This is a genomic window from Kitasatospora sp. MMS16-BH015, assembly GCF_002943525.1.
GTDB lineage: Bacteria > Actinomycetota > Actinomycetes > Streptomycetales > Streptomycetaceae > Kitasatospora.
This window is the reverse complement of the sequence record NZ_CP025394.1, coordinates 8,913,525-8,940,464: the sequence shown is the minus strand read 5'-3', so window position 1 is coordinate 8,940,464 and position 26,940 is coordinate 8,913,525. Positions and strand designations below refer to the sequence as shown.

At 75.0% G+C, this 26,940-nt stretch carries 27 protein-coding genes and 1 pseudogene; 14 read left to right on the top strand and 14 right to left on the bottom strand.

From position 1 onward, the window contains the following. The first annotated feature begins 4 nt into the window (after positions 1–4). Positions 5–931: an alpha/beta fold hydrolase gene (locus CFP65_RS38470; RefSeq protein ID WP_371682509.1), complete on the top strand. Its 927-nt coding sequence runs from the start codon at positions 5–7 to the stop codon at positions 929–931. 7 nt (positions 932–938) lie between these two features. Here CFP65_RS38470 and CFP65_RS38465 read toward each other — a convergent pair whose 3' ends face one another. Further along, positions 939–2,222 (bottom strand): glycosyltransferase 87 family protein, encoded by a 1,284-nt coding sequence (locus tag CFP65_RS38465; protein WP_104820511.1) that lies wholly within the window; start codon positions 2,220–2,222, stop codon positions 939–941. Between the two features lie 68 nt (positions 2,223–2,290). Further along, a complete protein-coding gene (locus CFP65_RS38460; protein WP_104820510.1) occupies positions 2,291–3,151 on the bottom strand; it encodes an SDR family NAD(P)-dependent oxidoreductase in 861 nt (286 codons plus the stop codon). A gap of 115 nt (positions 3,152–3,266) precedes the next feature. Between CFP65_RS38460 and CFP65_RS38455 the strand changes: the two genes are divergently transcribed. Then, the gene (locus CFP65_RS38455; RefSeq protein WP_104820509.1) at positions 3,267–3,731 is read left to right on the top strand and encodes a MarR family winged helix-turn-helix transcriptional regulator; all 465 of its coding nucleotides are present in this window, start codon (positions 3,267–3,269) and stop codon (positions 3,729–3,731) included. A gap of 105 nt (positions 3,732–3,836) precedes the next feature. Here the strand turns inward: CFP65_RS38455 and CFP65_RS38450 are convergent, their stop codons facing one another. Next, positions 3,837–4,553 (bottom strand): hypothetical protein, encoded by a 717-nt coding sequence (locus CFP65_RS38450; protein ID WP_104820508.1) that lies wholly within the window; start codon positions 4,551–4,553, stop codon positions 3,837–3,839. Between the two features lie 894 nt (positions 4,554–5,447). Between CFP65_RS38450 and CFP65_RS38445 the strand changes: the two are divergent. Both CFP65_RS38445 and CFP65_RS38440 read left to right on the top strand, forming a co-directional pair. Continuing rightward, a pseudogene (locus CFP65_RS38445) lies at positions 5,448–6,515 on the top strand (family 2 encapsulin nanocompartment cargo protein terpene cyclase); the annotation flags it as partial. Between the two features lie 143 nt (positions 6,516–6,658). Continuing rightward, positions 6,659–7,651, top strand: coding sequence for a TIGR01777 family oxidoreductase (locus tag CFP65_RS38440; protein ID WP_104820507.1), 993 nt, complete (start codon positions 6,659–6,661; stop codon positions 7,649–7,651). 23 nt (positions 7,652–7,674) lie between these two features. Here CFP65_RS38440 and CFP65_RS38435 read toward each other — a convergent pair whose 3' ends face one another. Then, entirely contained in the window at positions 7,675–7,950 is a 276-nt protein-coding gene (locus CFP65_RS38435; RefSeq protein WP_104820506.1) for a hypothetical protein, read from the bottom strand. 275 nt (positions 7,951–8,225) lie between these two features. On the opposite strand from CFP65_RS38435, the gene CFP65_RS38430 reads away from it, so the two are divergent. Next, positions 8,226–8,717, top strand: coding sequence for a DUF5709 domain-containing protein (locus tag CFP65_RS38430; protein WP_104820505.1), 492 nt, complete (start codon positions 8,226–8,228; stop codon positions 8,715–8,717). A gap of 33 nt (positions 8,718–8,750) precedes the next feature. On the opposite strand, the gene CFP65_RS38425 is transcribed toward CFP65_RS38430, so the two are convergent. From CFP65_RS38425 to CFP65_RS39565, 7 genes are all read right to left on the bottom strand, one after another. Further along, a complete protein-coding gene (locus CFP65_RS38425; RefSeq protein ID WP_104820504.1) occupies positions 8,751–10,226 on the bottom strand; it encodes an MFS transporter in 1,476 nt (491 codons plus the stop codon). Between the two features lie 119 nt (positions 10,227–10,345). Next, entirely contained in the window at positions 10,346–11,113 is a 768-nt protein-coding gene (locus CFP65_RS38420; RefSeq protein ID WP_104820503.1) for a metallophosphoesterase, read from the bottom strand. Next, positions 11,110–11,988: an NAD(P)-dependent oxidoreductase gene (locus CFP65_RS38415; RefSeq protein ID WP_104820502.1), complete on the bottom strand. Its 879-nt coding sequence runs from the start codon at positions 11,986–11,988 to the stop codon at positions 11,110–11,112. The genes CFP65_RS38420 and CFP65_RS38415 overlap by 4 nt, the downstream gene beginning before the upstream one ends. A gap of 80 nt (positions 11,989–12,068) precedes the next feature. Further along, positions 12,069–13,418, bottom strand: a complete 1,350-nt coding sequence (locus CFP65_RS38410) for a VWA-like domain-containing protein (protein WP_104820501.1) — start codon at positions 13,416–13,418, stop codon at positions 12,069–12,071. Further along, positions 13,415–14,689 (bottom strand): MoxR family ATPase, encoded by a 1,275-nt coding sequence (locus CFP65_RS38405; RefSeq protein ID WP_104820500.1) that lies wholly within the window; start codon positions 14,687–14,689, stop codon positions 13,415–13,417. Before CFP65_RS38405 ends, CFP65_RS38410 begins: the two co-directional genes overlap by 4 nt. Before the next feature lie 114 nt (positions 14,690–14,803). Then, a complete protein-coding gene (locus tag CFP65_RS38400) occupies positions 14,804–16,117 on the bottom strand; it encodes a hypothetical protein (protein ID WP_104820499.1) in 1,314 nt (437 codons plus the stop codon). Between the two features lie 52 nt (positions 16,118–16,169). After that, positions 16,170–16,454 carry a hypothetical protein gene (locus tag CFP65_RS39565; RefSeq protein ID WP_158702589.1) on the bottom strand — a complete coding sequence of 95 codons (285 nt, stop codon included), beginning with the start codon at positions 16,452–16,454 and terminating at the stop codon, positions 16,170–16,172. Positions 16,455–16,590: 136 nt separating this feature from the next. Between CFP65_RS39565 and CFP65_RS38395 the strand changes: the two genes are divergently transcribed. Together CFP65_RS38395 and CFP65_RS38390 are read left to right on the top strand one after the other, a co-directional pair. Then, positions 16,591–17,124, top strand: a complete 534-nt coding sequence (locus tag CFP65_RS38395; RefSeq protein ID WP_217368234.1) for a GNAT family N-acetyltransferase — start codon at positions 16,591–16,593, stop codon at positions 17,122–17,124. 36 nt (positions 17,125–17,160) lie between these two features. Continuing rightward, complete coding sequence (locus CFP65_RS38390; RefSeq protein WP_104820498.1) at positions 17,161–17,514, top strand: VOC family protein; 354 nt, start codon at positions 17,161–17,163, stop codon at positions 17,512–17,514. 68 nt (positions 17,515–17,582) lie between these two features. On the opposite strand, the gene CFP65_RS38385 is transcribed toward CFP65_RS38390, so the two are convergent. Then, complete coding sequence (locus CFP65_RS38385; protein WP_104820497.1) at positions 17,583–18,083, bottom strand: DUF4188 domain-containing protein; 501 nt, start codon at positions 18,081–18,083, stop codon at positions 17,583–17,585. Between the two features lie 107 nt (positions 18,084–18,190). Here CFP65_RS38385 and CFP65_RS38380 point away from each other — a divergent pair, with 107 nt between their 5' ends. From CFP65_RS38380 to CFP65_RS38365, 4 genes are all read left to right on the top strand, one after another. Continuing rightward, positions 18,191–18,847: a MerR family transcriptional regulator gene (locus CFP65_RS38380; RefSeq protein ID WP_104820496.1), complete on the top strand. Its 657-nt coding sequence runs from the start codon at positions 18,191–18,193 to the stop codon at positions 18,845–18,847. A 77-nt stretch (positions 18,848–18,924) separates the two neighbouring features. Beyond that, positions 18,925–19,587, top strand: a complete 663-nt coding sequence (locus CFP65_RS38375) for a ThuA domain-containing protein (RefSeq protein ID WP_104820495.1) — start codon at positions 18,925–18,927, stop codon at positions 19,585–19,587. A gap of 35 nt (positions 19,588–19,622) precedes the next feature. After that, entirely contained in the window at positions 19,623–20,717 is a 1,095-nt protein-coding gene (locus CFP65_RS38370; RefSeq protein WP_104821427.1) for a Gfo/Idh/MocA family protein, read from the top strand. A gap of 235 nt (positions 20,718–20,952) precedes the next feature. Beyond that, positions 20,953–22,200, top strand: a complete 1,248-nt coding sequence (locus CFP65_RS38365) for a cytochrome P450 (RefSeq protein ID WP_104820494.1) — start codon at positions 20,953–20,955, stop codon at positions 22,198–22,200. A gap of 6 nt (positions 22,201–22,206) precedes the next feature. Here CFP65_RS38365 and CFP65_RS38360 read toward each other — a convergent pair whose 3' ends face one another. Both CFP65_RS38360 and CFP65_RS38355 read right to left on the bottom strand, forming a co-directional pair. Further along, positions 22,207–23,685 (bottom strand): bifunctional phosphatase PAP2/diacylglycerol kinase family protein, encoded by a 1,479-nt coding sequence (locus CFP65_RS38360; RefSeq protein WP_104820493.1) that lies wholly within the window; start codon positions 23,683–23,685, stop codon positions 22,207–22,209. Positions 23,686–23,816: 131 nt separating this feature from the next. Beyond that, positions 23,817–24,470, bottom strand: coding sequence for an HAD family phosphatase (locus tag CFP65_RS38355; protein ID WP_104820492.1), 654 nt, complete (start codon positions 24,468–24,470; stop codon positions 23,817–23,819). A gap of 16 nt (positions 24,471–24,486) precedes the next feature. Between CFP65_RS38355 and CFP65_RS38350 the strand changes: the two genes are divergently transcribed. From CFP65_RS38350 to CFP65_RS38340, 3 genes are read left to right on the top strand one after another with little or no spacing between them, the layout of a single operon-like run. Then, on the top strand, positions 24,487–24,720 hold the full coding sequence (locus tag CFP65_RS38350; protein ID WP_104820491.1) for a hypothetical protein: 234 nt from the start codon (positions 24,487–24,489) through the stop codon (positions 24,718–24,720). Positions 24,721–24,763: 43 nt separating this feature from the next. After that, positions 24,764–26,233: a chloride channel protein gene (locus CFP65_RS38345; RefSeq protein WP_371682508.1), complete on the top strand. Its 1,470-nt coding sequence runs from the start codon at positions 24,764–24,766 to the stop codon at positions 26,231–26,233. After that, positions 26,230–26,940, top strand: coding sequence for a rhomboid-like protein (locus tag CFP65_RS38340; protein ID WP_371682507.1), 711 nt, complete (start codon positions 26,230–26,232; stop codon positions 26,938–26,940). The genes CFP65_RS38345 and CFP65_RS38340 overlap by 4 nt, the downstream gene beginning before the upstream one ends.

Here is a 26,940-nt window from a genome sequence, read left to right as displayed (position 1 = left end):
GCCGGTGAGCGAAGGACGGGTGGGCGAAGGACTGGTGGGCGAAGGACTGGTGGGCGAAGGACTGGTGGGCGAAGGACTGGTGGGACGGGACGGGACGGAGCGGTGGACCGCCTCGGGGGTGCGGCTGCGGTGTGTCGGCCGGAGCGCGGGCAGGTGGGACTGGCTGTTCGTTCCCGGTGGGCCCGGGTTGGGGTCGGAGTCCGTGGCGGGGCTGGCGCGGGCGGCCTCGGTGCCGGGCAGGGTGTGGCTGGTGGACCTGCCCGGGGACGGGTCGAACCGGGGTCGGCCGCAGGTGCCGGAGCGGCCGTACGAGCGGTGGCCCGGGGTACTGGTCGAGGCGGCCGAGGCCGTGGCGGAGCCGGTGGTGGTCGGGCACTCCACCGGCGGGATGTTCCTGCTCGCCACCGCCGCCCTGGCCGGGCGGGTGGCCGGGCTGGCGCTGGTCGGCAGCGCTCCGCACGCCGACTGGCGTTCGGCCTTCGCCCGTTTCGCCGCGGCCCACCCGCTGCCCGGGCTGGCCGCGGCCGCCGACGCGTACGCGCGCCGGCCCGACGACGAGACCCTGCGCGCGCTCACCCTGGCCGCCGCGCCGTGGAGCTTCACCCCGCCCGCCCTGGCCGCCGGCCGGGCACTGCTGGCGGACCTCCCGTACTGCCAGGCCGCCGTGGCCTGGGCCGACGCCGAGTTCGACGAGACCTACCGGGCCGCCTGGACACCGGCCGGCCTGGGGCTGCCGACCCTGATCCTCGGCGGTGCGGCGGACCGGATCGTGGACCAGGCGCTCTGGGCGGACGAGCCCGGCTTCGACCACCCGTACGTCCTGCGGCGCACCGTTGCCGGAGCCGGCCACTTCCCCTGGGTGGAGGCCCCGCATGCCGTCGGGGCGGCCTTCGCCGAACTGACCGCGCTGCTGGCGGCCCGGGCGGCCTGACCAGGAGTCAGGCGGCCGCTGGGGGCTCGGCGGCGGGGCGCGGCACGCTCGCGCGGTACAGGCGGCGGGCCGAGAGCAGGGCGGCGGCCAGCAGCAGCAGGTCACGGGCGGTCAGGGCGAGGGCGGCGGTGGGTGAGCCGTCGACCAGGGCGCGGCCCAGGAAGGGGAAGACCAGCATGGTCACCGGGCAGGCGGCCAGGACGAGCAGCGCGACCGGGCGCTGCGAGGTGTGCGGGTGCAGCAGGCAGACCGCCGCCAGGGCGACCAGCCAGATCAGGTACTGCGGGCTCAGCACCCGGCTGGTGACGGTGAAGAGCAGGACGGCCGTCAGCGCGGCGTCGGGCAGCACCCAGCCCAGGGTGCGGTCCGCGCGCAGCCGCCACCGGACCAGCCAGCCGAGCGCCAGCAGCGTGGCCACCTCGCTGGCGATCGCCGCCGCCGCGACGTAGGGGCCGAGGAACTCGGTGGAGCCGTAGTGCACCGCCAGCCTCCCCGACCACCCCAGATGACGGGCCAGGTGGAAGGGCAGCGCGCCGAGTGACTCGAACTGGATGCCGCGTTCGCGCTGCGCCGTCAGGAAGTCGAACGCCCCCGGCCAGCGGAGCCGCGCCGCCAGGCCGAGCACGGCGGCGCTGACGGCGGCGGCCGTCCAGGAGCGGCGGGTGCGGGGCCCGGAGGGGGTGCCGGTCAGGAGCAGCACCGGCCAGACCTTCACCAGCGCACCGAGGCCGACCAGCGCGCCGAAGGCGGTGTCGGCGAGGCGGAGGGGGCCGGACCGGCTCCGGCTCCCGGCGGCGAGCAGGGCGGCCACCGCGAGGGCGGCCACCACGATGTCGAGCCGGGTCCAGGGCACCGTCCAGAGCAGGGGCAGGGCCGCCGTCCACAGCCAGGCCGCGGCGGGCCCGGCCGGGCCGGCGCTGCCGTCCGCCGGGGCTCGGCGTCCGGCCCGCACCAGGGCCGCCATCACGGCGGCGTCGCAGAGCGCGCAGAGCAGCACGAAGGCGCGGTCGTAGCCGGCGAGGGGCACCAGGGCGGGCGCGAGGATGACGCCCGCCGCGCCCGGCGGGTACTGCCAGCTGACGTCGCCGACCGGGAACCGGCCCTGGCTCAGCTGGTCGAACCAGTGGTGGTAGACGTGCGAGACGGAGTAGTCGAGCGGGTCCGAGGTCGCGAACGGCCCCACCTTCAGGGCCCCCGCCACCAGCACCGACCGCGTCAGCAGCCACACCGCCACCGGCGGACCCCAGGAGGTACGGAGGGGGCGGAAGAGGCGCGCGAGGGAGGACGACATCCCGTCAGTCTCTCAACCCACGGCGCTGACCAGCGCATCCGTACCCCCTGAGCCACCCGGGCCAGCGGTCAGGCGACCCAGCTGCCGGTGAGGGCCTGGACCGCCGAACCGTCCTGGTCGGCGAGCTTGAGGGCGGTGAACGCCCGGGCCACCTCGGAGGTCTGGACCCGGAAGGGCAGCTCGGGCATGCTCAGCAGCTCGGCGATCTGCGCGCCGACCTCCGCCGGGGTCTGGGCGCCGGCGAAGGCGCTGCGGGTGCGGGCCAGGTAGGCCTCCAGCGCCTTGCCGTACGGGCCGGCCTGGGCGACGGCGTCCTCGGCCACGCCGACGTTGGCCACGAACTCGCTCGCCACCGCGCCCGGCTCCACCACGCACACCCCGACGCCCACCGAGGCCGCCACCGGCGCCAGCGACTCCATGAAGCCCTCGGCCGCGAACTTCGCCGCGCAGTACGCCTCGTTGAACGGCTGGCCCACCACTCCCCCGACGCTGGTGACCGTCACCACCCGGCCGCCGGCCTCGCGCAGCAGCGGCAGCGCCGCCTTGGTCACGTGCAGCACGCCGAAGAAGTTGACCTCCATCACCGCGCGGACCTCGGCCACCTCCTCCTGCTCCAGGGTGCCGACGTGACCGGACCCGGCGTTGTTGACCACCGCGTCGAGCCGGTCCAGACCGGCCAGGCAGGCCGCGACCGAGGCCGGGTCGGTCACGTCCAGCGTGCGGACCTCCAGCTCGACGCCGGCTGCGGCGGCCGCCGTGAGCAGCGCCTCGGCGCGGGAGGTGTCGCGCATCGTCGCGATCACCCGCCAGCCGGCTCCGGCCGCGGCCACCGCGGCCGCCAGGCCGATGCCGGAGGAGGTGCCGGTGATCAGCACCGTGCGGGTGCCGGCGGCGAAGGCGGGTGCGGAGGCGGTGGAGGTGGAGGTCATGGCGGGCTCCCTGGGGTCATCGGAATTTGTTATGGATCATCACTACTTTCATTCATAACTATGCTCCCGGATATTTCACTCTGTCAAGCACATCGGTAGACTGGAGCCCGTGACCATGCCACCGGATCCCCTGACCTCGGAGGTCGCCGGGCTCTTCGCGGCGATCAGCCGCCGCTACGCGCGCGAGTCCGAGGCCGCCGCCGCCGTCCACGAGCTCACCGCGCTCCAGGCGAAGGCGCTCATCGCGGCGCAGCGGCCCGTGCCGATGCGCCGGATCGCCGAGTACCTGCACGCCGAGCCGTCCAACGTCACCGCGATCGTGGACCGGCTGGCCGGGCGCGGGCTGGTCGAGCGCCGGCCCGACCCGGCCGACCGCCGGGTCAAGCTGGTGGCCGCCACCGAGGCGGGCCTCGCCGTCGCGGCCGACCTGCGCGGCCGCACGCCGTTCGCCACCGACCCGCTGGCCCCGCTCACTGCCCCGCAGCGCGCGGCGCTGCGCGACCTGCTGCGCCTGGTCGCCGAGGCCGAGGCAGGGAGCGCGACGGCGGCAGCCGCCGAAGCGGCCGGGACGGCCGAGTAGTCCGCACCTCCCGCCGGGGCAGGTCGACTGCCGGGCGCCGGGCATGCGAAGGCGCCCCCGGCGGAACGTTTCCGCTTCGGGAGCGCCGTTCGGTTCAGCCGACGGTCAGTTGTCGTCCGGGTCGGCCGCGGCGGCGGCGTCCGAGGAGCCGGCCGCCTTGATGCCGAGCTTGACCTCGGCCGTGGTCCAGTCGGTGGCGATCGCCTGCTGGGCGGCGGCCAGCTGGACCTGGCCCTTGCAGATGGCCGTGTGGAGGTGGGTCTCCACGGAGTCCTTCGGGTTGTTGGGGCCCTTGCCCGGGACGTGGCCCGGGGACGGCGGCTGGACCCAGAGGTTGCGCGCGTCGTCCGGGTCGCCGCCGAGCTGCAGGCTGATCAGGTGGTCGTACTCGGCGTCACCCATCGGGCCGGTGTAGGCGTAGGACTTGGCGTTCTCGATCTTCTCCTTGCCGGTGATGCTCACCGGCGGGCGGATGGTCGAGGTGTAGCCGCCCTGCTTGCAGATGGTCTGGGCGAGCGTCGCCTGCGTCACGGCCGGGCTCAGCGCGCCCGGGGTGCAGGAAGGATCCGGCAGGGGCTGACCGGCCGGGGTGTAGTGGTAGTGGCAGGTGCCGGCCGCCGGCTGCTTCTGCACCGAGTACGTGGCCTGCGGGCCCGCGCCGATCGGGATGGCCGCCCCGCCGATGCCCGCACCTCCGCCGCTCGGCGCCGCGGTCGAGGCGGCGGCCTTGTCGGCCGACTTCCCTCCCTTGGCCGACGGCGAGCAGGACACCGCCGCCAGCACCACCAACACCGCACAGCCCACCCGAGCCCAGCTCCGCACGACACCCTCCACGACTGCCGACAACCGGGGCACCCGCGACCACGGTCCGGTCGCCGCCCCACTCCGCGCCGGACCCTACCGCGCCCGGGGCCGGAGTCCCGAAACGGCCGCCCCGCGCCCGGGGGTGTCGCCGGGTCAGCGCCGGGTGGGGCGGTGGGCGCCGATCTCGACGGCTGACGGTGGCTCAACCGCGCGCAACGGCCGCCGGCACCCCCTGGGCGGGGGTGCCGGCGGCCGTTCAGGCCGAGCAGTGAACGGGTCAGGAATGAGGGTTCAGCACTGGGGACGGCGGCCGTGGTTGGCGCCGCGCCGCGCGCGGGCCTTCTTCTTCCGGCGGCGTTTCGACGACATGGTCGTGGCTCCTCTCTCCGCGAGCCTCGTGGTGAGTCTCTTCGCGAACGGTCGGCCCCCCGCTCCACCCTTCCACAGGGCCGGGCCGGCGGCACTGCCGGACTGGGCCGTTGTGGCGGTGCCCTGGGGCGGTCTCCTGTCGGCGGTCTCCGTTCGCGGTCTGGCTCGAAGGGATTTTCGATCGTACTTCTGTCGGATTGACCACGGAGCAACGAATGATTCTCTTCATACGAAATGAAGTGTTTCCCCGCGTGCGCGCCCTCCCCGCGCGCCGATTCGCCCGGCGATCGGCGGTTTCGCGGCGGGCTGCTGGGTAAGTTGTGTCCTCGTGACTGGTGGGGTGGGTCCAACTCGCCTGCCCTGCTGCCGCATAGGCGAATCAACGAGACCCTGTCGCATAGGCGCTGGTGGGGTGGGTCCAGGACTCGGACCAGTGCACGCAAGGAGTAGCGAAATGCCCGATCGCGGGTGCTCTGTGGGAAGTCGGCGGTATTTCTCGAACGGCCGTACGGTCGAATGCCAGGGGGTGGCGGCGTGAGTGCGAGCGCGATCGACCGGATCATGCGCGGGCCCAGCGGGCTCGGTACGACCAGCGTGCTGGGCCGGCGCCCGGAGCAGCCGGCCCCGGCGGCGGGACAGCCGATTCCCGGGCTCTACTACCACCCGATCCCCGAGCCGGACGAGGCCCGGGTGGCGGAGGTGGGCCGCCGGGCCAAGGCCTGGGCGGTGGACGAGGTGCAGCTCTTCCCGCCGGAGTGGGAGGACCAGTTCGACGGCTTCTCGCTGGGGCGGTACATGGTGGCCTGCCACCCGGACGCGCCCTCGGTCGACCACCTGATGCTCGCCACCCGCCTGATGGCGGCCGAGAACGTGGTGGACGACTGCTACTGCGAGGACCACGGCGGCTCCCCGATCGGGCTCGGCGGGCGCCTGCTGATGGCGCACACCACGCTCGACCCGCTGCACACCACCGGTCAGTACCACCCGGACTGGCAGGAGTCGCTGCACGAGGACGCCCCGCGCCGGGCCTACCGCTCGGCGATGGACTACTTCAGCAAGGCGGCCACCCCCTCGCAGACCGACCGCTTCCGGCACGACATGGCCCGGCTCCACCTGGGCTACCTGGCCGAGGCGGCCTGGAGCCAGACCGAGTACGTGCCGAAGGTCTGGGAGTACCTGGCGATGCGCCAGTTCAACAACTTCCGCCCCTGCCCGACCATCACCGACACCGTCGGCGGCTACGAGCTGCCCGCCGACCTGCACGCCCTGCCGGCCATGCAGCGGGTGATCGCGCTCGGTTCCAACGCCACCACCATCGTCAACGACCTGTACTCGTACACCAAGGAGCTCGCCAGCCCCGGCAAGCACCTCAACCTGCCGGTGGTGCTGGCCGAGCAGGAGCAGCTGGGCGAGCGCGAGGCGTACCTGAAGGCGATCGAGGTCCACAACGACCTGATGCACGACTTCGAGGCGGCCGCGGCCGCGCTGGCCGCCTCCTGCCCGGTGCCGAGCGTGTTCCGCTTCCTGCGCGGGGTGGCCGCCTGGGTGGACGGCAACCACCACTGGCACTCCACCAACACCTACCGGTACAACCTTCCGGACTTCTGGTGAGTCTTGGTGAGTGAAGTCCGGGGCGGTCCCTCCTGGAGGGGCCGCCCCGGGGCGTTTCCGGGCCGGGTCCGACTGGGTCGGGGCGGTTTTGAACGCGTTCAATTCTAGGTAGGCTGTGGCCACCGAGAACGGGGGAAGTGGGCATGAAGATCGTGCTGCCCGGGGGCACCGGGCATGTGGGCAGGCTGCTCGAACGGGCCTGGACGGCCGCCGGTCACCAGGTGACCGTGCTGACCAGGCAGCCGGTGCGGCCCAACGAGGTGGGCTGGAACGGGCGCGGGCCCGGGCGCTGGCTGGAGACCGTGGACGGCAGCGACCTGGTGGTCAACCTGGCCGGGCGCAGCGTCAACTGCCGCTACAACCAGGCCAACGTCCAGGAGATGTGGGACTCCCGGATCCACTCCACCGAGGCGATCGGCCGGGCGATCGCGATCGCCGACCGGCCGCCGAAGCTCTGGCTCCAGATGAGCACCGCGACCATCTACGCCCACCGCTTCGACGCCCCCAACGACGAGGACACCGGCCTGCTGGGCGGCGCCGAGCCGGACGTGCCCTCGTACTGGTCGAGCAGCGTCGGGCTGGCCCGGGCCTGGGAGCGCACCCAGCAGCTGGCCGACACCCCGTACACCCGCAAGGTGGCGCTGCGCACCTCGATGGTGATGAGCCACGAGCCGGGCGGGGCCTTCGAGGCGCTGCTGCGGCTCACCCGGCTGGGCCTGGGCGGGCCGGTGGCGGGCGGTCGGCAGTACATGTCCTGGATCCACGGCGAGGACTTCGTCCGCGCCCTCGACTTCCTGGTCGAGCACCCCGAGCTCACCGGCCCGGTCAACCTGGCCGCCCCCGCTCCCCTGCCCTACCGCGAGTTCGTCCGCGAGCTGCGGCACGCGGCGGGCGTGCCGTTCGGCCTGCCGGCCACCCGCTGGATGGCCGAGCTCGGCGCGCTGGCCGCCCGCTCGGACACCGAACTGCTCCTGAAGAGCCGCCGGGTGACGCCCGGGCGGCTGCTGGCGGCCGGCTTCTCCTTCACCCACCCGCACTGGCCGGGCGCCGCCGCCGCGCTCGTCCGCCAGACCCGGGCGGACCGCGTGGTGCGGGCCGTCGGGCAGCCGCGGGAGCCGCTACGCAGCAGCGTCTGAGGCCGCCAGGGGGTGAGCCCTGGTCAGCCCGCGGTGTCGCCCGTCCAGTCCCAGTGGCGGGCGTCGCCCGGGCGCGGGGCGTAGCAGGCCCGGCCGCCGAAGCCGTAGGCGCCGATCTCGGTGGCCAGGGCGGCGCCGTCGGCCAAGTCCTGCGCCGGCCAGCCGGTCACGTCCAGCAGCAGGCCGTCCAGCGGGCCGGCCACCAGCTCACGGTAGCTGTGGCCCGGCTGCGGGCCCGGGTCGGCGCTGTCGTGGTCGGCGCCGTAGACGCGGCCTCTCCTGAGCTGTTCCTCGTCCATGGCGTCAGCTTGGCAGCCACCACCGACAACCGGCCGAGCCGGCTCCACCCGGCTGGGCCAAGGGGGTCGGCCGGTCGGCCTTCGCTCTGCGTGATCTTCGCTGGTCAACCCCGGTCGATCGGGCGAACGGGCGGGCGCGGGCGTCACGCTCAGTTGCGGCGGCGCCGGGGAGTGCGAACGATGGGGCTGCGGGCCGGTACTGGCGCGCGCCCGTGGGGTGACCTGCGGGGCCGCCCCCGCCGTCCGCGACCGACTCGCACCCGGAGGTGCCCGACATGACTGACTGGGACGACCAGGACGCGCCCCCGGCCGAGGACGACGGCGTGTTGGAGCCGTCCGACTCCCTGCTCACCGACCGGCTGGACGACGATCCGCTGGACACCGGGATCGTCACCGCCAACCGCTACCGGGCCTCGCTCGCCTTCGGCACCACGGCCGCGGAGGCCCGCCGGGGCGAGTCGCTGGACCAGCTGCTGGCCGAGGAGGAGCCGGACGAGCCCGCGGAGTCGGTGGACGACCGCTGGGCGGACGGGCCCTCTCCCCGGGCCGGCCGGCTCGTCCGGGACTCCTCCGACACCATCGGCTTCGACCTGGGCCCGGACGGCGGCGCGGCCAGCGCCGAGGAGGCCGCCGTGCACCTCACCGACGCCGACCGGGACGCGGCCGCCGTGCTCGACGACGGCGGCCCGGACGAGACCCTGAACGAGGCGGTCGGCTACGCCGTCCTCGACGACCTGGGCGACGCCGGGCACGACGAGTACCGCTGAGCACCCCGCGACCGGGACCGGGCCCGCGCGGGCTCAGTTCCGGTCGCGGCTGCGGGCGTCGGCCACGGCGCAGACCAGCGCGCAGAGTTCGAAGGCGATCGCCACCAGGACGCCCAGCTGGAACGCGCCGGACCAGCTGCCGGTGTCGGCCAGGTGGGCGAAGAAGACGGCGCTGACGCAGGCCACCCCGGTGGCGGTGCCCAGCCGTTGGGCCGTCTGGATGACGCCGCCGGCCGTGCCGGCCCGCTCGATCGGCACCCGGGAGAGCGCCAGGCTGAGGTTGGGCGCGATCACCAGGCCCGAGCCGACTCCCGCCAGCAGCAGGGGCGCGGCGGTGGCGTACGCGGCGTTCTGACCGGGCACCAGGTGCACGGCCAGCGCGGACAGGCCGGTGCCGGCGATCACCCCGACCAACCCGACGATCACCACGGTGCGGCCGTGCTCGCTGACCAGCCGCCCGCCGAAGGCGGCCGAGACGGCCGAGCCGAGCGCGAACGGGGTGATCGCGGCCCCCGCCTCCAGGGCGCTGTAGCCGAGGCCGCGCTGGAGGTAGAGGGTGAAGATGAAGAAGATCGTGGTGAACCCCGCGAAGTAGAGCATCCCCAGCAGCGCGCCGTACCGGTAGCAGCGGATCGAGAACAGCGAGAGGTCCACCAGCGGCAGCGCCCGGCCCCGCTCCCAGAGCGCGAAGCCGGCCAGGAACAGCACCCCCAGCGGGATCAGCCACCACTTGGCCGCGCTCTTCCACTGCTGCTCCTGCACCATCGGCAGCAGGATCGCCAGCAGCCCGGCGCCGAGCAGCAGCACCCCGACCCAGTCGATCCGGCCCCGGGCGCCCTCGGCGGCGGCCAGCCGCCGGCCGCTGTGCGGGATCAGCCGCAGGGCCAGCAGGAAAGCCACCACCCCGATCGGGAGGTTGACGAAGAACACCCAGCGCCAGCCGTCCGAGGCCCCGGCGGCGTTGATCAGCAGGCCGCCCGCCAGCGGGCCGGCGGCGGTGGCGATGCCGACGGTGGTGCCGAAGTACCCGAAGGCGCGGGCCCGGGCCGGGCCGGTGAACATCTCCTGGATCAGCCCGGAGATCTGCGGCCCGAGCAGACCGCTGGCCGCGCCTTGGACCAGCCGGGCGATCACCAGGGTCAGCGCGGTGGGTGCCAGGCCGCAGGCCGCCGAGGCGACGGTGAAGAGCGCCAGGCCGGTCAGGAAGGCCGTCCGGCGGCCCCAGAGGTCGCCCAGCACCCCGGCGGGCACCAGGGTGAGGCCGAAGGTGAGCGCGTAGCCGGAGACCACCCAGGCCAGGTCGGCCTCGCTGGCCCCGAGGCCCTGCTCGATCGAGGGCAGCGCGACGTTGACGATCGACACGTCGAGCAGGCTCATGAAGCCGACCAGCAGGCAGACCGCCAGGGCCCGCATCCGGCGGCGCTCGGCGGCCCGCTCCTGCTCGGCGCCCGGGGCGGCCGCCGAGGCGGTCGCTCCGGCGGGAGTGCGGCCGGACGGGGTGGCGTTCATGGCGCTCCTTCGGCGTGCCGGGGCCCTGCGGCGGGGCGGGTGCCGGGTGGCCTCCTCGGGGCCGGCCGCCCGGCTCTGCGCCCATCAGCAGGCAAACACGCCGCTCCGCCGACGGCACCTCAGGAGCCGGGCACCGGCACCGCCCGGAAGTGGGTGGTGAGGCGGCCGTCGGGCTCCAGCAGGTGGAAGGCGACGGCCGGCGGCAGGTCGAGGTGGACGTGGTGCTCCGGGCCCTCCTGCGGCTCCCAGGGCAGCCGCAGGGTGCTGACCACGCCGGGTGCGACCAGCAGCGGGCGGCCCGCGAAGGTGGTGGCCGCGGCGGTGTGGGCGTGGCCGCAGAGGAAGGCCACCAGATTGGGGTGGCGAGTGGCCAGTGCGGCCAGCGGCTCCGGGTCGAGCAGGCGGATCGGGTCCACGTACGGGGTGTGCAGCTCCACCGGCGGGTGGTGGAAGGCGACCAGCACCGGTAGCTCGGCGGGCGTCTCGGCCAGCACCCCGGCCAGCCAGTCCACCGTCGCCGGCTCCAGCCGGCCCTCGTGGCGCCCGGGCACCGAGGAGTCGCAGAGCGCCAGCACGAACCCCTCCCCCCGGTGCACCTGGTCGACCGGCGCCGACGACTCCGGCAGCCCGAGCAGGTGGCGGCGGAAGGCGGCCCGCCCGTCGTGGTTGCCCGGGCCGATCAGCACCGGGTGCCGGGAGGCGAGCAGCTCGCGCGCCTGCGCGTACTCCTCGGGGGTGGCGTGGTCGGCCACGTCCCCGGTGACCAGCACCAGGTCGAGGTCGTACGGGAGGCCGTCCAGGTAGCGCAGCACCGCCCGGGTGCGCTCGGCGCTGCGCGGGCCGCCGTCGAGGTGGGTGTCGCTCAGGTGGGCGATGACGACGGTCACGGGCGGGCCTCCGAGGTGCTGTGGATGATGTGGGCCAGGACGGCGGTGTAGTCCCGGTCGGCGTGGCCGGCCGCCTCGGCGGTGGCCAGCCAGGCCCGGGTGGTCTCGGTGAGCGGCAGGCCGAGGCCGGCCGCACCGGCGGCCTCGGCCACCAGGTCGGCGTCTTTGCGGGCCAGCGGGAGGGCGAACCGGGGCGGGTACGTGCCGGCCTCGATCGCCGGGCGGCGGCGGGCGGCCTGTTCGGCCAGCGGGGTGACGGCCAGCACCTCGTACAGTGCCTCCGGCGGCAGGCCGAGCGCGCTGCCCAGGGCGAGCGACTCGCCGAGCAGGCCGAGCACGCCGAACATCGCGTTGTTGGCCACCAGCTTGGCGGCCGTCCCGGTGCCGAGCGGGCCGGTGTGCAGGGGCGTGCCGAGCACTGCGAGCAGCGGCAGGCTGCGGGCGTACGTCTCGGCCGGCCCGCCGACCAGCAGCCGCAGCTTGCCGGTGGCCGCCTCGGCGCCGCTGCCGAGCACCGGGGCGTCCAGCAGCTCGGCGCCGGGCGGGAGCACCTCGGCGAGGCTGGCCACGGCGGCGGGCGAGACGGTGGAGAGCTGAAGCACCACGGTGCCCGGGGCGACCCCGGCCGCGAGCCCCTCGGGGCCCTCGGTGACCTCGCGCAGCGCGGCCGGGTCGGTGACCGCCACGATCACCGCCGCCGCGCCGCGGCCCGCCTCGGCGGGGGTGGGCGCGAGGACGGCGCCCGCCTCGACCAGGGCGGTGGCGCGGGCGGCGGTGCGGTTCCAGACCGTGACCCGGTGGCCCTGGTCCAGCAGGCGCCGCGCGACGGCGGCGCCCATCGCGCCGAGGCCGATCACGGCGGTGTGTTGCTGCATGTGCTGACTCCCCGGGTCATGGTGATCCCTCCTCGAACGTAGCGGGATCCGGTTCCGGTTTGAAGAGCTTTCCGGTGTGATCACCTGCCGTCGATCTCCACCACCCGGGCCCAGCCGGGCGGCCGGTCCGGGACGTAGTCCGGGTCCTGCTCGGTGTAGGCGATCGGGCGGGGGAAGAGGCCGACCACCGTCCGGCAGGGCGGCCGCTCGGCGGGCCAGGGGGTCTGGCCGTCGGTCAGCGCGACCACCACGTCCGGGCGGGGGTTGCCGCGCAGGGCCCGGCGGAAGCCGGCCCGCAGGTCGGTGCCGCCCCCGCCGACCAGCGGGATGCCCTCGGCCCGGCAGAGCGCGTGGACGGCCGGGGCGGCCGCGTCGCACGGGATCACCGTCACCCGGTCGCGGGCCCCGCCGACCGCCCGGGAGATCGCGGCCACCTCGAGCAGCGCGCTGCCCAGCTCGGCGTCGCTGACCGACCCGGAGGTGTCGATCACCACCGCCACCCTGGGCGGCCGCCGCCGCAGGCTCGGCAGCACCACCCCGGGGATCCCGGCGGCCCGCCGGGACGGGCGGCCGTAGCTGTAGTCCTCCCCCGCCCCCTGGCCGGCCGCCGCCGAGCGGACGGCCGCGCCCAGCAGCTCCCGCCAGGGCTGCGGCGGGTGGAACGCCTCCTCCGCCCACCGCCGCCACCCGCTCGGCGCGCTGCCCGGCCGGCCGGTGATGCCCTCGGCCACCCGGAACCGCACCGCGTCCCGCTCCTGCTCGCTCAGCCCGTGGGCGCCGTGCGGTCCGAGCTCCCACTCCCGCTCCACGCCGTCGGCGCCGCTCCCGCAGTCCAGCCAGGCGAAGCGGTCGGTGAACCGGCCGAGCCCGAACCGGTCGAGGTACTCCTCCATCAACCGGTCCTCGGCCAGCCCGAGCTGGCCCGGCAGCACGATGTCGGCGGGCTCGGCCAGCCCGTCGCCGTACACGTCGTCGTTGATCTCGCAGTCGGCGGCGATGTTCATCCGCAGCCGCTCGCCCGGGCCGCTCAGCCCGCGCGAGCGGGCGTAGCGGTCGCTGCGGCCGTGGTGGTCGCGGAGCAGGTGCGAGACCTCGTGCACCCAGATCGCCGCCAGCTCCTCCACCGACCGCTGCGCGACGAACAGCGGGGAGGCGTAGCAGCGCCAGTAGCGGTCCACGGCCATGGTGGGGACGCGGCTGGACTCCACCAGGTGCAGGGCGAACAGCGCGGTGGCGAGGTAGGGCCGGGCCCGGGCCGCCTGGAGGCGGGCGGCGAGGAGCTTGGCCCGGTCACCCGGGTGCAGGATGTCGGTGGGCGGCGGGACCTTTGGTGCACCGGTGCCCGGGGCGGGGACGGTACCGGGGGCGGTCGGGCGGCGCGGGGGTGGTGCGGGCAGGGGTCGGGGACGGAGGCTGCTGGGTGGGGTCATCGGGCGAACCCCGCGAGGCGGGCGGCCTCGGCCGCGCGGGCGGTTTCGGCGGCCCTGCCCGCCTCGGCGGCGGCCACCCGGGTGGCCGCCCGGTCGGCCTCGAGGGAGAGGGTGACGGCCCCGGCGAGCTGCTCGATCACGGGCGGGACGGTCCAGTGCGGCTTGCGCAGGCTGGCCAGGGTGGTGGCGGGCACGACCACCACGTCCGGGGCTCCGGTGGCGGCGGCGCGGGCCAGCAGGGCCCAGGCCGCGTCCCAGCGCTGCTCGTCCAGCCGGTTCCGGACGGCGGCCACCACGCCGTCCAGGGCGGTCTGCTGCAGGTCACCGCGCTCGGGCAGCACGGCGGCGGCCGGGTCCGCGAGCAGGGTCTCCGGGTCGGGCAGGTCCATCCGGTCCAGGTGGCTGAGGTACTCCAGGCCGGGCCCGTCGCCGACCGTCCCCCGGACCAGCAGGGAGAGCACGTCCCGGCCGGCCCCGGCGGCCTCGGCGAAGGCGGTCAGCCGGAGCGTCATCTCCCAGCTGCGGGGCGACGGCCAGGGGCCGCCCCGGCGGGTCTCGTTCTCGGGCAGGCGGTGCACCAGGGTGGGGCGGGCGGTGAGCAGCCCGCACACGCCGCGGCGGGCGTGGGCGACCGCCTCCGTCAGCCGGTCGGGGTCGAGCCGGGGCAGCACGGCCTTGGGCCAGGTGCCGCCGAGGCCGCGGACCACCACCTCGGGGTCGTGCACCCAGGGCAGGTGGACGAACCGGTTGGCCAGCGGCGGGCTCAACTCCCAGCCGTCCGCGGCCGAGGCGCGCGGGTTGGCTGCCGCCACGATCCTGACGCCCGGGGGCAGTTGCAGCGCGCCGATCCGGCGTTCGAGCACCAGCCGCAGCAGGGCCGCCTGCACGGCCGGTGGGGCGGTGGAGAGCTCGTCCAGGAACAGCAGGCCGCGCCCGGCCCGGACCAGGCGGACGGCCCAGTCCGGCGGAGCGAGCGGGACGCCCTGCTGGGCCGGGTCCTCGCCGATCACGGGCAGGCCGGAGAAGTCGGAGGGTTCGTGCACGCTGGCGATCACGGTGGTGAGCGGCAGGCCGAGGGCCTCGGCGAGCTGGTTGAGCGCGGCGGTCTTGCCGATGCCGGGCTCGCCCCGCAGCAGCACGGGCAGGTCGGCGGCGACGGCCAGGGTCAGCGCCTCCAGCTGGATGTCGGCCCGGGGTTCGGTGCCGGCGGCTCGCAGGAGCGTCAACAGTTCGTCGGCCAGCTCGAGTTGGGTGGAGCTGTGCTTGGGCATGGGTGATCACCTTCGGGGTTCGGGGGCACGTTGGCCTGGGGTTCGCGGGCATGGGTGCGGAGCCCTCGGCGGGGCCGGGCCGCTACGGCGCGGGGGTGTCGTGCGCGGGGGCGGTCAGCCGCGCGGGGTGCGGCGGCTCGGGCGGCGCAGGGTGCGCGGGCAGACCTGGTACGGGGTGTGGCTGGTGAGGCCGGCGCGGAAGAGGCCGTGGACGAGCTTGCGGTGGACGGCGGTGTCGAGCTCGTCCCGGAGCGGGCCCGCGCGCAGCACGGCCGCCGGGCCGAGCAGGGTCTCCACCAGGGCGAGGGCACCGGCGGCATCCCCGTGGTCGAGGCGGGCGCGGACGGCGTCCAGGTCCTCGGGGTGGCGGTGCGCCTGGTCGATCGCCTGGAGGCAGGGCAGCGGCGGGCCGCCGAGGGCGAGCAGCAACTCCTCCCGGTGGAGCTCCTCCGGCGCGTGGTCGAGGACGGCCAGGGCGCCGTCCACCAGGTCGATCCGGTGGGTCGCGCCCCGGCACTCGACCAGCCAGGCGGCGGGTCGGTCGGACGGGTGCGCCGTGCCGGGCGCCGAACGATCCGGGCAGAGGGCGGCGGCCACCAGCGGGTGGAGGCGGTCGGGGCGGATCAGGCCGTGGTGGAGCAGGTCCAGATCGGGCAGCCGCCAGGTGGCGGCCTCCGGCAGGACGGGTGCGGCGCCGGGTTCGACCCCGGGCTGGATCTGCCCGTGCCGGAGGGTGAGGTGGCTGCGCGTGCCGAGCCGGACGGCGACGGTGCCGTCCGTCCGGCCCTCGGCGCTCAGCAGCAGCGCCGCCTCCTCGGCCCACCGGTCCACGGCCAGCCCAGGTGGCAGGCCACAGTTCTCTGCTGGCTCCAACACCCCTGCTCTGGAGGCAAGTTCGCCCGACCTGCCGGCGTCCCAGAGATGGCGGTGCAGGTCCAGGCGGAAGCGCCGGCTGGGCTTGGGGTGCGGGTAGCGGCCGAACCGTTGCCGGGCCGAGTCAGGGGTGCGCAGCGCGAGGCTGACCCGCTGGCCGGCGTCCGCCCAGGCGGGCGGGGTCCGCGCGACCAGGTACGCCGACTCGGGTCGGCCACGGGGGCGTTCGGCCAGCTGGTACCTGGCCAGCGAGATGCTGAGGCCGGGGCGCAGCCGTCCGTCCGGGGCCGTTCTGGGCAGGTGCCAGCGCAGCAGGTCGGGCGCCAACACCCTCAGGTCGCTGCGGACTTGGGCAGCGAGCTGCCGCCCGTGCTCGCGGGCCACCGTACGCAGGTCGAGATCGAGGTCGAAGCGGGCTGCGGCGCAGGCACCGCCCCAGTCACCGGCGAGCCGCCGGGCCGTCGCTGTCTCGATCATGGTGGGCGGCACGGCGAACTCGCGCACGCGCAGCCAGCGGGAGAGGTGAGGGTCGCCGTCCGGGAGGTGAGGATGCATCAGCACTCACCTTGCGCGGACGGAGCCCCCAATCCACGGAGAGATTGAGTAGTCATCGGGATGATCGTATCCCGGGCCTTTCCCCGGTGCGCAAGAGGTTTTCCAGGATCAGCACCGTGGAAGGGGCCTCGTGGTGGTCGATCGCGGCCAGCCCGAGCGCACGGGCGGCAGGCGGATTGACGGGCGAGCCGTCGATCAAGAGGCAGTCACCGGAAGGGAGTTGAAGCCGATCGGGCGCCGGCCGGTAGATCGCCGACAGTGAGCCAGGGCATTCGACGCGGAACCCGCCGTGGGCCTCGGTGCGCCGCAGATGGTCGATCCAGTCATCCCTCTTCACCGGGGCCGATGTCCACCTCTCCGGACGCATGACCTCAGCCAACGACAGTGGTAGCTGGTCGACGACGGCCGGGAGGCCAGCCGTTCGAGCGGGGCCGCCGCCCGGTGGTTCGGGGGCGTGGTCGTAGGGTGGCGGCATGATCGACGGACTGGGTGCTGCGGTGGTGGTGGAGACCGAGCGGTTGCGGTTGCGGCCGCTCGGGGTGGCGGATGCCGAGTGGTGGGTGGGCTTGCACGCGGATCCGGAGGTGAACCGGTTCGTGGGGGCCTACACCTTGGAGCGGGCCGCGGAGCGGTTGGCGTTGATCGAGGGGCAGTGGGCCGAGCGCGGGCACGGGCTCTGTGCGATCGAGCTGGTGGCCACCGGGGAGCGGATCGGGCGCTGCGGGCTCAACTGGTGGGCGGATTACGGCGAGACCGAGCTGGGGTGGACGCTGGCGAGCGAGCACTGGGGGCGCGGGTACGCGACGGAGGCGGCGCGGGGCATGCTCGAGTGGGGGTTCGAGACGCTCGGGCTCGACCTGATCACGGCGATGATCCACCACGGGAACGAGAGCTCGGTGGCCGTCGCCCGGCGGCTCGGCTTCGACCGGCTGCGCGAGGACGAGGTGCTGGCGCGGCCCTGCACGGTCTACGGGCTCTCCCGGTCGGCGTACCTCGGCGCGGTCTGACCGCGCGCCGGGCGGCCGGGCTGGCAGGATGACCGCATGGAACGAGTGCTTGGCATCGGTGGGTACTTCCTGCGGGCGGCGGATCCGGCGGCGCTGAGCGCCTGGTACCGGGACTGCCTGGGGCTGGACACCGACGAGAACGGTCTCTGGCAGCCGGCGGCCGGGCCGACGGTGTTCGCCGCCTTCGAGTCCGGCACGGACTACTTCGGCTCCCCCGCCCAGCAGAGCATGCTCAACTTCCGGGTCCGCGACCTGGACGCGATGCTGGCCCAGCTGCGGGCCAAGGGCGCCGAACTCGCCGGGGAGCCACAGGAGTTCCCGGGGATCGGACGGTTCGGCTGGGTGGTCGATCCCGAGGGCAACCGGGTCGAGCTCTGGCAGCCCGCCTGAGCATCCAGCGAAAAGGGGGACGTCCTCGGAGCCCCGAGGGCGTCCCCGGTAGCGGGTGGGCACCCCCGTCAGCTCGCCCGCTGCTCCTCCCGGCGGTCCAGCCGCTCGGCCGCCGACTCGCCGCGCCGGCCCACCGGGAGGTGGCCGGTGGCGGCGGCCAGGCCGTGGGCGGGCATCTCGTAGTAGATGGTCTCGAAGTTGCCGGCCGGGACCAGGAAGGTCTCGTGGTAGATGCCGACCTTGCCGTGACCCTGGTGGACGGCCCGGTTGAAGGCAGCCCAGGCCGGGCGGTGCGTGCGGTCGGTGGCGGCCGCGAAGGCCAGCAGCTTCTCCCGGGACTCCCAGTACTGGACGATCTCCAGGCCGCGCGGCGGGCTGAGCTGGGTGCGGTAGCCGAGCATTCCGGCCGCCGGGTGCTTCTCCAGCTCGGCGAGCATCCGCGGCATGGCGGTGAAGACCGGCCACCAGCTGCGCACCGCACGGAAGTTGTTGAACCGCATGCCGATGTGGAACACGACGATGTCGCCCTCGTGGGCGGCGGTGACGCGTCCGGGTATCAGTGTCGCCATGGCGCTCTCCCCGTGGAGGTGTGGCGTGCTCCGAGCGGGGGCGCGCTCGCCGCCCGCCGCTCCCGTCAGTAAGATAGTGCCGCTATCCAATGAAAGGCGCAAGAGGAATGCGACTGGCCGAACTGAGCGAGCGCAGCGGGGTCTCCCCCGCGACCATCAAGTACTACCTGCGCGAGCAACTGCTGCAGCCGGGGGCGCTGGTGAGCACCCGTCAGGCTGAGTACGGCGAGGAGCACCTGCGGCGCCTGCGGCTGATCCGGGCCCTGATCCAGATCGGGCGGATGCCGGTGGCCACCGCCCGCGAGGTGATCACCGCCCTCCAGAACGAGGAGCTCGACCAGAACAGCCGGCTCGGCCTGGCCATGGGCGCCCTGCCGCCCGGCCCCGAGCCGGCCGCCGACGATCCGGACGTGGCCCGGGCCGAGGTCGAACTCCAGCTTTTGGTCGGGCAGTTGGGCTGGCACAAGGAGGCTCTGCCACCCTCGGCCTACCGGAATCTGCTGGCCGCCCTGGCCACCCTGGCCCGGCTCGGCTACCCGCACGACCTCGCCCACCTGCTGCCCTACGCCCGGGCCGCCGTCCGGCTGGCCGAGCACGACCTCGACTCGCTCGACCCGTACGACTCGCCCCTGGAGAAGGTGGAGGCCGCCGTGGCGCTCACCGTGCTGTACGAGCCGGTGCTGCTCAGCCTGCGGCGTCTCGCCCAGGCCCAGGAGTCCCACCGGCGGTTCGGTTCGGCCGACCCCGGCATTTGTGATGTGTGACATTGCACATACTGCTACGGTAGCCCCTGAGGTGCGGCGGGCGCGGCCGGGGGACGGCTGCGAGGGCGGAGGCGTGGATGGCGAGGGGTCCGAGGGCGCTGATCGTGCGTGGTGGCTGGGAGGGGCACTCCCCCGTCGCCGCCGCCGAGTGGTGCGCCGAACTGCTGGGCGGGGCCGGGTACGACGTGACCGTGTCGGGGAGCCTGGACAGCTACCTCGACACCGAACTCCTCGAGGCCACCGACCTCGTGGTGCAGTGCTGGACGATGGGGCGGCTCACCGACGGCCAGTCGGCGGGCCTGCGCACGGCCGTCCGCCGGGGCACCGGCTTCGCCGGCTGGCACGGCGGGATCGTCGACGCCTTCCGTGAGGACACCGACTACCAGCTCATGACGGGTGGACAATTCGTCTACCACCCAGCGGAGTTCGTCACCTACGAGGTGCGGCCCACCCCCGCCGGGGCCGTCCACCCGGCCACCGCCGGGATCGGGCCCTACCGGGTGACCACCGAGCAGTACTACGTCCACCTCGCGCCCGGCATCGAGGTGCTGGCCGTCAGCGAGTTCACCGCCGACCCGGACCAACCCGCCCTCGCGGGCGCCCTCGTCCCGGTCACCTGGACCCAGACCTGGGGTGCCGGGAGGGTGTTCGTCACCACCATCGGCCACCGGCCGGCCGACCTGGTGGTGCCCGAGGTGGCCACCACGATCCGCCAGGGGCTGGTGTGGGCGACCCGATGACCGGGCAGCCGACGACAGGCCGGGGGCGGCTCGCCATGGCGGCAGACCGGGGCCCGCTCCGGGTGGCCGTGGTCGGGGCCGGGAAGATCAGCGGTGCCTACCTGCGCACGCTGCGCGGGCGGCCCGAGGTGCGGGTGGTGGCCGTGGCCGACCTGGACCGGGGCCGGGCCCGGCAGGCGGTGGCCGAGCTGCCCGGGGCGCGGGCCGAGACGCCCGCCGAGGCCTGCGCGGCCGAGGACGTCGACCTGGTGCTCAACCTGACCGTGCCGGCCGCGCACGCCGAGGTGGCGCTGGCCGCGATCGCCGGCGGCAAGCACGTCTACGGCGAGAAGCCGCTCGCCGCCACCACCGCCGAGGCCCGCCGGCTGCTCACCGCCGCCGAACGGGCGGGCCTGCGGGTCGGCTGCGCGCCCGACACCGTGCTCGGCACCGGCCTGCAGACGGCCCGGGCCGTGCTCGACTCCGGCGCGATCGGCCGGCCGGTGGCCGCCACCGCCTTCATGGTCACCCCCGGCCACGAACTCTGGCACCCGGACCCGGAGTTCTACTACCGGCCCGGCGGCGGACCGCTCTTCGACATGGGCCCGTACCACCTGACCGCCCTGGTCACCCTGCTCGGCCCGGTCCGCCGGGTCACCGGCCTGGCCGCCCGGCCGACCGAGCGGCGGACGATCGCCACCGGCCCGCGCGCCGGCACCACCTTCCCGGTCGAGGTGGACACCCACGTCACCGGGGTGCTGGAGCACGAGAGCGGCGCGCTCTCCACCCTGCTGATGAGCTTCGACGTGTGGGGCGGCCGGCTGCCGCACATCGAGCTCTACGGCAGCGCGGGCTCCCTCTCGGTGCCCGACCCGAACGACTTCGAGGGCCCGGTCGGGCTGCGCCGCGCGGGCGAGCCCGGCTGGGAGAGCGTCCCCGTGCTGGCCGGCCACCGGGGAGCCGGGCGCGGCTGCGGCCTGCTCGACCTCGCCGAGGCGCTGGCGGCCGGCGAGCCGCACCGGGCGGGCGGCGAGCTCGCCTACCACGTGCTCGACACCATGGAGAGCCTGCTGACCGCCGCCGCCACCGGCCGCGCCGTGACCGTGGCGAGCAGCTGCGCCCGGCCGGCGGCCGTACCGCTCCAGGGCTGAGCCCCACGGGCCCGCTCGGACCCGACGGAGCGTCACCGAACCGACAGGTCCCCTGAACTGCCGACCAGGGGACCTGTCCACGATCCGGACCGGCACCAATCTGACATAGTGCCCGTTCTCGCACCTCGGACTGCCCCAGAGGTGGCGAAGTCGTATACCGACCGTCTACCGTCGTGCTCTCAGCGGGTAGCTCTCTGCTAGTCGCCCGCCGCACACTTGCACAGGGGGAAGTACCTTGAACACGTCGACCGCCACCGGCTGTCCCTTCCGACTCGACCCGGAGGCCCGGGATCTGCACGGCGAGGCCGCCCGCCTCCGCGAGCTGGGCCCCGCCGTCCGGGTCGAGCTGCCCGGCGGCGTCCTCGCCTGGAACGTCATCGACGCCGGACTCGTCAAGCGGCTGCTCACCGACCCCCGGGTCTCCAAGGACGCCCACCGGCACTGGCCCGCCTACGTCAACCAGGAGATGCCCGAGGGCTGGCCGCTGCGGATCTGGGTGGACGTGCGCAACGCCCTCACCGCCTACGGCTCCGAGCACACCCGCCTGCGCCGCCTGATCGCCGCCGCCTTCAGCGCCCGCCGGGCACGTGCCCTGGTGCCCGAGATCGAGCGCCTGATCGGTCAGCTCCTCGACGAGCTGGAGAAGCACCCGGACGAGGTGGTCGACCTGCGGGCCCACTTCGCCTGGCGGCTGCCGCTGCTGGTGGTCAACCGGATGCTCGGCGTGCCCGAGGAGATGCACGACTCCTTCCGCGACACCATCACCGGGGTCTTCGCCACCGACCTCTCCGAGGAGGAGGCCGCCCGGCACGCCGTCGCCTTCTACGAGCAGATCGGCGCCCTGGTCGCCGCCAAGCGCGAGCACCCCGGCGACGACGTGACCACCGGCCTGATCGAGGCGCACGACGACGAGACCGGCTCCCGGCTGGAGGAGCGCGAACTCCTCGACAGCATTATGCTGTTGATCGGCGCCGGGCACGAGACCACGGTCAACCTGATCGACCACGCGGTGGTCAACCTGCTGACCCACCCGGAGCAGCTGGCCAAGGTCCGGTCCGGCGAGGTGGCCTGGGCGGACGTGGTCGAGGAGACCCTGCGCCAGCAGGGGCCGATCGCCAACATCCCGATGCGCTTCGCCGTGGAGCGGATCCACGACGAGGCCACCGGTGCGGTCTTCGAGCAGGGCGAGGCGATCCTGGTCAACTTCGCGGCGGCCGGGCGCGATCCGCAGGTGCACGGCACGGACGCGGCGGTCTTCGACCCGAGCCGTCAGACCCGGGCCGACCACGTCTCCTTCGGCTACGGCACGCACTTCTGCCTGGGTGCCGAACTCGCCCGGATCGAGGCCCGGTTGGCGCTCCAGACCCTCTTCGAGCGCTTCCCGGAGATCGTACTGGCCGTCCCTGGCGAGGAGTTGAAGCCGCTGGCCTCGTTCATCGCCAACGGGCACCAGAGCCTGCCGGTCCGGCTGCACCGGGACTGAGCCCGCTCACTCCACGCTCGGCCGGTAGACGGTGAGGGGGCGGCCCGGCTTCGTAAGCCGGAGCCGCTCCGGCGCCGGCCGCACCTCGCCGTCCACCGAGAAGTCGGTGACTCCGCGCAGGTCGGTGAGGTCGAGGGTGGTCAGCCGGGCCTCGCGGTAGACCCGGCTGGTGCCGAGGGTGCCGGTCAGGAAGGCGGCCAGCAGCCTGGTCCGGGCGAACGGAGCGCTGCCGTCCACCGCGCGGATGTCCAGCCGGCCGTCGGCCAGGCTGCCCCGGTGGGTCGGCGCGAACCCGGCGGGCTCGTACCGGCCGTTGCCCGCGAACAGCAGCCAGAGCGTGCGCGGCACCCCGGAGACGCTCAGGTGGGTCGGCTCGGCGCTGCGCAGCACCTCGGCCAGCGCCAGCGCGAGCGCGGGCCACTTGCCGAGCCGCTTCTCGTGCCGTTCGCGGACCCGGACCAGCTCCGGGTAGATCCCGATGCTGAAGGTGTTGAGGAAGTACGCCCGCTCCTCGCCATCGTTGGCCATCGCGAGGTCGACCCCGACGGCGCTGCCGCTCTCCACCGCCTCGGCGGCGGCCCGCAGGTCGGGCACGCCGAGGTCGGCGGCGAAGTGGTTGAGCGTGCCGCCGGGGAAGACCGCGAGCGGCAGCTCGGCGCGGTGGGCGGCGGTCGCGGCCAGGTTGACCGTGCCGTCGCCGCCGCAGACGCCGAGCGCGCCGCCCGCCCCGCGGGCCTGCTCGACGGCCCGTTTCACCAGGTCGGCCAAGTCCTCCTCGGGCCCGGCGACCAGGATCTCGGCCTCCGGCAGCAGTTCGCGCAGCTGGTCGGCCACCGGTTCGGGCTGGACGGGGGCGGGCAGGCCGTTCTGGCCCGAGTGCGGGTTGACCACCACGGTCAGGCCCCGGCCGCCGGGCAGCGCGGGCGCCGCGAGGCCCGGCGGGGCGACGGCCGCCGGGGCGTCCGAGCGGCGCGGCCACCAGCGCAGGGTGAGCAGCGCCAGGCCGCCGCCGAGCGCGGCGCCGGCCAGCACGTCGCTCGGGTAGTGCACGCCGACGTACACCCGGGAGGCCGCCACGGCCGCCGCCACCGGCGCGACCAGCAGCCCGAGCACCGGGGATTCGATCGCCACCCCGGTCGCGAAGGCCGCCGCCGAGGCCGCGTGCCCGGACGGGAAGGAGGAGGTCAGCGGCTGCCTGAGCAGCTGCCGCACCAGCGGCACCTCGTCCAGCAGCGGCCGGGGCCTGCGCACCGCCGCCTTCGCGGCCACGTTCGCCGCCGCCGAGGCCAGCCCGAGCGCCCCCATCCCGCGCAGCGCCGCCCGCCGCGCCGTCCGGTCCCCGCTCACCGCCAGCGCCCCGGCCACCCCCGCCCACAACACCCCGTGGTCGGCGGCCCGGCTCAGCCGCCGCAGCCCCGGCACCGCGCGTCGGCTGCGGGCCAGTCGGCCGAACAGCCGTCGGTCGTACTCTGCTACGGCTCCCATCCCCCGACCCTACGGCCCGTCAGGCCCTGCCGCCCGTCGGTGGCCGTGGCCGGGCGTGTCCGGGGCCCGGTCGCCCTTCGACCCCTTCCTCTGCTTCAGCCCCTTCCCCTGCTTCAGGTCCTTCGCCCGTCTCAGGCTCGTCCGGAGGCGAAGGCGAGGATGTGCGGGGCGGCTGCGGCCAGGGTGGTGAAGTGACGGTGCGAGCCCTCGACGGGGGCCTCGGTGTTCACGTTCCACACCGTCATCCCGGCCCGGGCCCCCGCCCGCACCCCGGACGGGGCGTCCTCGATCACCAGGCAGTCGGCCGGCTCCGCACCGAGCAACTCGGCCGCCCGCAGGTACGGCACGGGCGAGGGCTTGCCCTCCACCACGGCCGCGGCGTCCACGATCAGGCCCGGCACCGGCAGGCCGGTCCGCTCGAACCGCCCGCGCACGCGGTGCTCGTAGTTCGAGGTCACCAGGGCCCAGGTGTCCTGCGGCAGCGCGCGCAGCAACTCGGCCGCGCCGGCGAAGGCCGAGTAGACCCCGGTCCGCACGTCCTCGTCCTCGAGCTCGTGCAGCAGGGCCAGGCACTCCTGCGGATCCCGCCCGGGGGCCACCTCGGCGAAGGTCTCGGCGGGCCGCGTCCGCAGCGCCACCTCGTACACCGCCGCCCCGTCCAACCCGTACCGCTGGGCCCAGGCCGCCCAGACCCGACGCTGGTTGCTCACCGCGTCGATCAGCGTGCCGTCCACGTCGAACAGGACGTAGGGGGTGCGGCCGAGCCGCTCAGATGGACCTATCACCGGATGATCATGCCGTATGAGGCACGGTCGCACCAGCGTGCGGCCCTTCCTCGGCCGCCGGCACCCGGCGCTGGGCGTGCACGAATCCGGTCGGCCGGAGGGGGTGCCACCCCTGCACCACGAGCAGGCCTGGGTACTCGCCGCCGAGCTCCGAGCCGAGTTGGCGGCGCTCGGTGGTCCGCCGAACGCGATCGTGGCCGAGCTGTCCGAGATCTCCGGCGCCGACTTCGGCGTGCCGACCGCCTCCTGACCCCCGCTCTCCGGCAGCGGCTCCCGACTCGCCCGGCCGGGTGATGCGGGGTGTGCGCCGCCGTGCGGGGTGGGCGTGGGCGGTGAAGACTCGGGCCGGGAGACCCGGCAGGGGTCGGTGGCCGGGTGAGGGGCGAGGTGTGGGTGCGCAGCAGCCGCAGGCGGGCGCGGACGATCAGGCGGGGCAGCTGCGGCGGGTGCTGACCAGCCGTGGGTACCTGGGCATGCTCGGGGTGTCGGTGCTGGTGGGGGCGCCGGTGTCCTTGGCGGCCTTCGGGTTCGTCGGGCTGGAGCACGAACTCCAGCACTGGGTCTGGGAGTCGCTCCCGGATGCGGCCGGCTTCGACCGGGCGCCCTGGTGGTGGCCGCTGCCCGCGCTGCTGCTGGCCGGGCTGCTGCTGGCTCCGGTGGTCACCCGGTTGCCCGGGCACGGCGGGCACACCCCCGTGCTGGGGCTGGGCGGGCCGCCGACCCAGCCGCTGGAGGTGCCGGGAGTGGTGCTGGCGGCGCTCGCCTGTCTGCCACTGGGGACGGTGCTCGGTCCGGAGGCCCCGCTGATGGCGATCGGCAGCGGGTTGGCGCTGCTGGCCGTGCGGTCGGCCAAGCGGGCCGCGCAGCCGAAGCTGGGCGTGATCCTCGGGATGGCCGGGTCCACCGCCGCGATCTCCACCATCTTCGGCAGTCCGATCGTGGCGGCGGTGATGGTGATCGAGGCGGCGGGCCTGGGCGGCCCGCAGCTGGCCGTCCTGCTGCTGCCCTGTCTGCTGGCCAGCGGCGTCGGGGCCCTGGTCTTCACCGGGTTCGGGCACTGGACCGGCCTGTCGGTCGGGGCGCTGGCCCTGCCGGCCCAGCCGCCGAGCGGGGTGCCGGATCCGGGGGACTTCCTCTGGGGCGTGCCGGTGGCCGTGCTGGTCGCCGTGGTGGTGGTGACCGGCCAGCGGGTGGGGCACCGGGTGGCGGCCTTCACCGGTGCCCGGGCCACGGGCCCGCGGATCGTGCTCTGCGCGGTGGCCGTCGGCGCCTGCATCGCGGCGTACGCGCTGGTCACCGGGCGCTCGCCGGAGGAGGCGGCGCTCTCCGGGCAGGCCACCCTGGGCGCGCTCGCGGCGAATCCGCACGCCTGGTCGGTGGGCGCGCTGGTCGCGCTGGTGGCCTTCAAGGGCCTCGGCTGGTCGGTGGCCCTCGGCAGCCTGCGCGGTGGCCCGATCTTCCCGGCCGTGCTGATCGGCGCCGCCATCGGCGTGGCCTGCGGCGGCCTGCCGGGCTTCGGCATCCAGCCGGGCCTGGCCGCCGGGCTGGCCGCCGCCGGCGCCGCCATCACCGGACTGCCCGTCACCAGTACGGTGCTCGCCGCGGCGCTGCTCGGCGGCGAGGCGGCCGATTCGACGCCGCTGCTGATCGTGGCCGCCGTGACGGCCTTCGTGACCGGCGAGCTGCTGCGCGGCCGGCGCCCCGGCGTGAAGGCGGCGGCGCCCCCGCACGCGGCGGAGGAAGCGGAAGGGGCGTCGGCGTGACCGGGCCCGGGGCGGTGGCGAAGCCCTCGGTCGGGCTGCGGGTGCGGCGGGCGGCGGCCTGGGCCTGGCGGTACGTGCGGCGGGCGCCGGGGACCTTCGTCTGGCTGGCGATCCTGTTCTTCACCACGCAGGTGACGCGGCACGTCTCGCCGGAGCTCAGCGACTGGATGCTGGAGAAGCGGTCCACCAACATCGAGTACCTCAGCCGGGACCCGGTCCGGGTGCTGATCACGAGTGCGCTCTGGATCGCGGGCGGCGGGTGGTTCTTCTACTTCCTGCTGTACAACCTCTTCCACGTGCCCGCCGAGCGCTGGCTCGGGACGGGCCGGTGGCTGCTGGTGCTGCTGATCGCGCACGTGGGCGCGACCTTCATCAGCGAGGGCGTGCTGCTCTGGGCGATCAACCACGGGCACGCGCCCGAATCGGCCCGGTACACCCTGGACTACGGGGTGAGCTACGCGCTGGCCGGGGTCGAGGCGGTGCTGGTGTACCTGATCGTGACGCCCTGGCGGTACCTGTACCTTGCCGGTGTGCTGCTGTTCTACGGCTCGGCGGTGGTGACCGGGCGCACCTTCACCGATGTCGGGCACCTCACCGCCGTGCTGCTCGGGCTGGCCTGCTACCCGCTGGTGCGCGGGCGGTCCACGGCCGGGGTGGGCGGGCCGTTCGACCCGGTGACCGCCGTCCGGCGGCTGCTGCACCGCTGA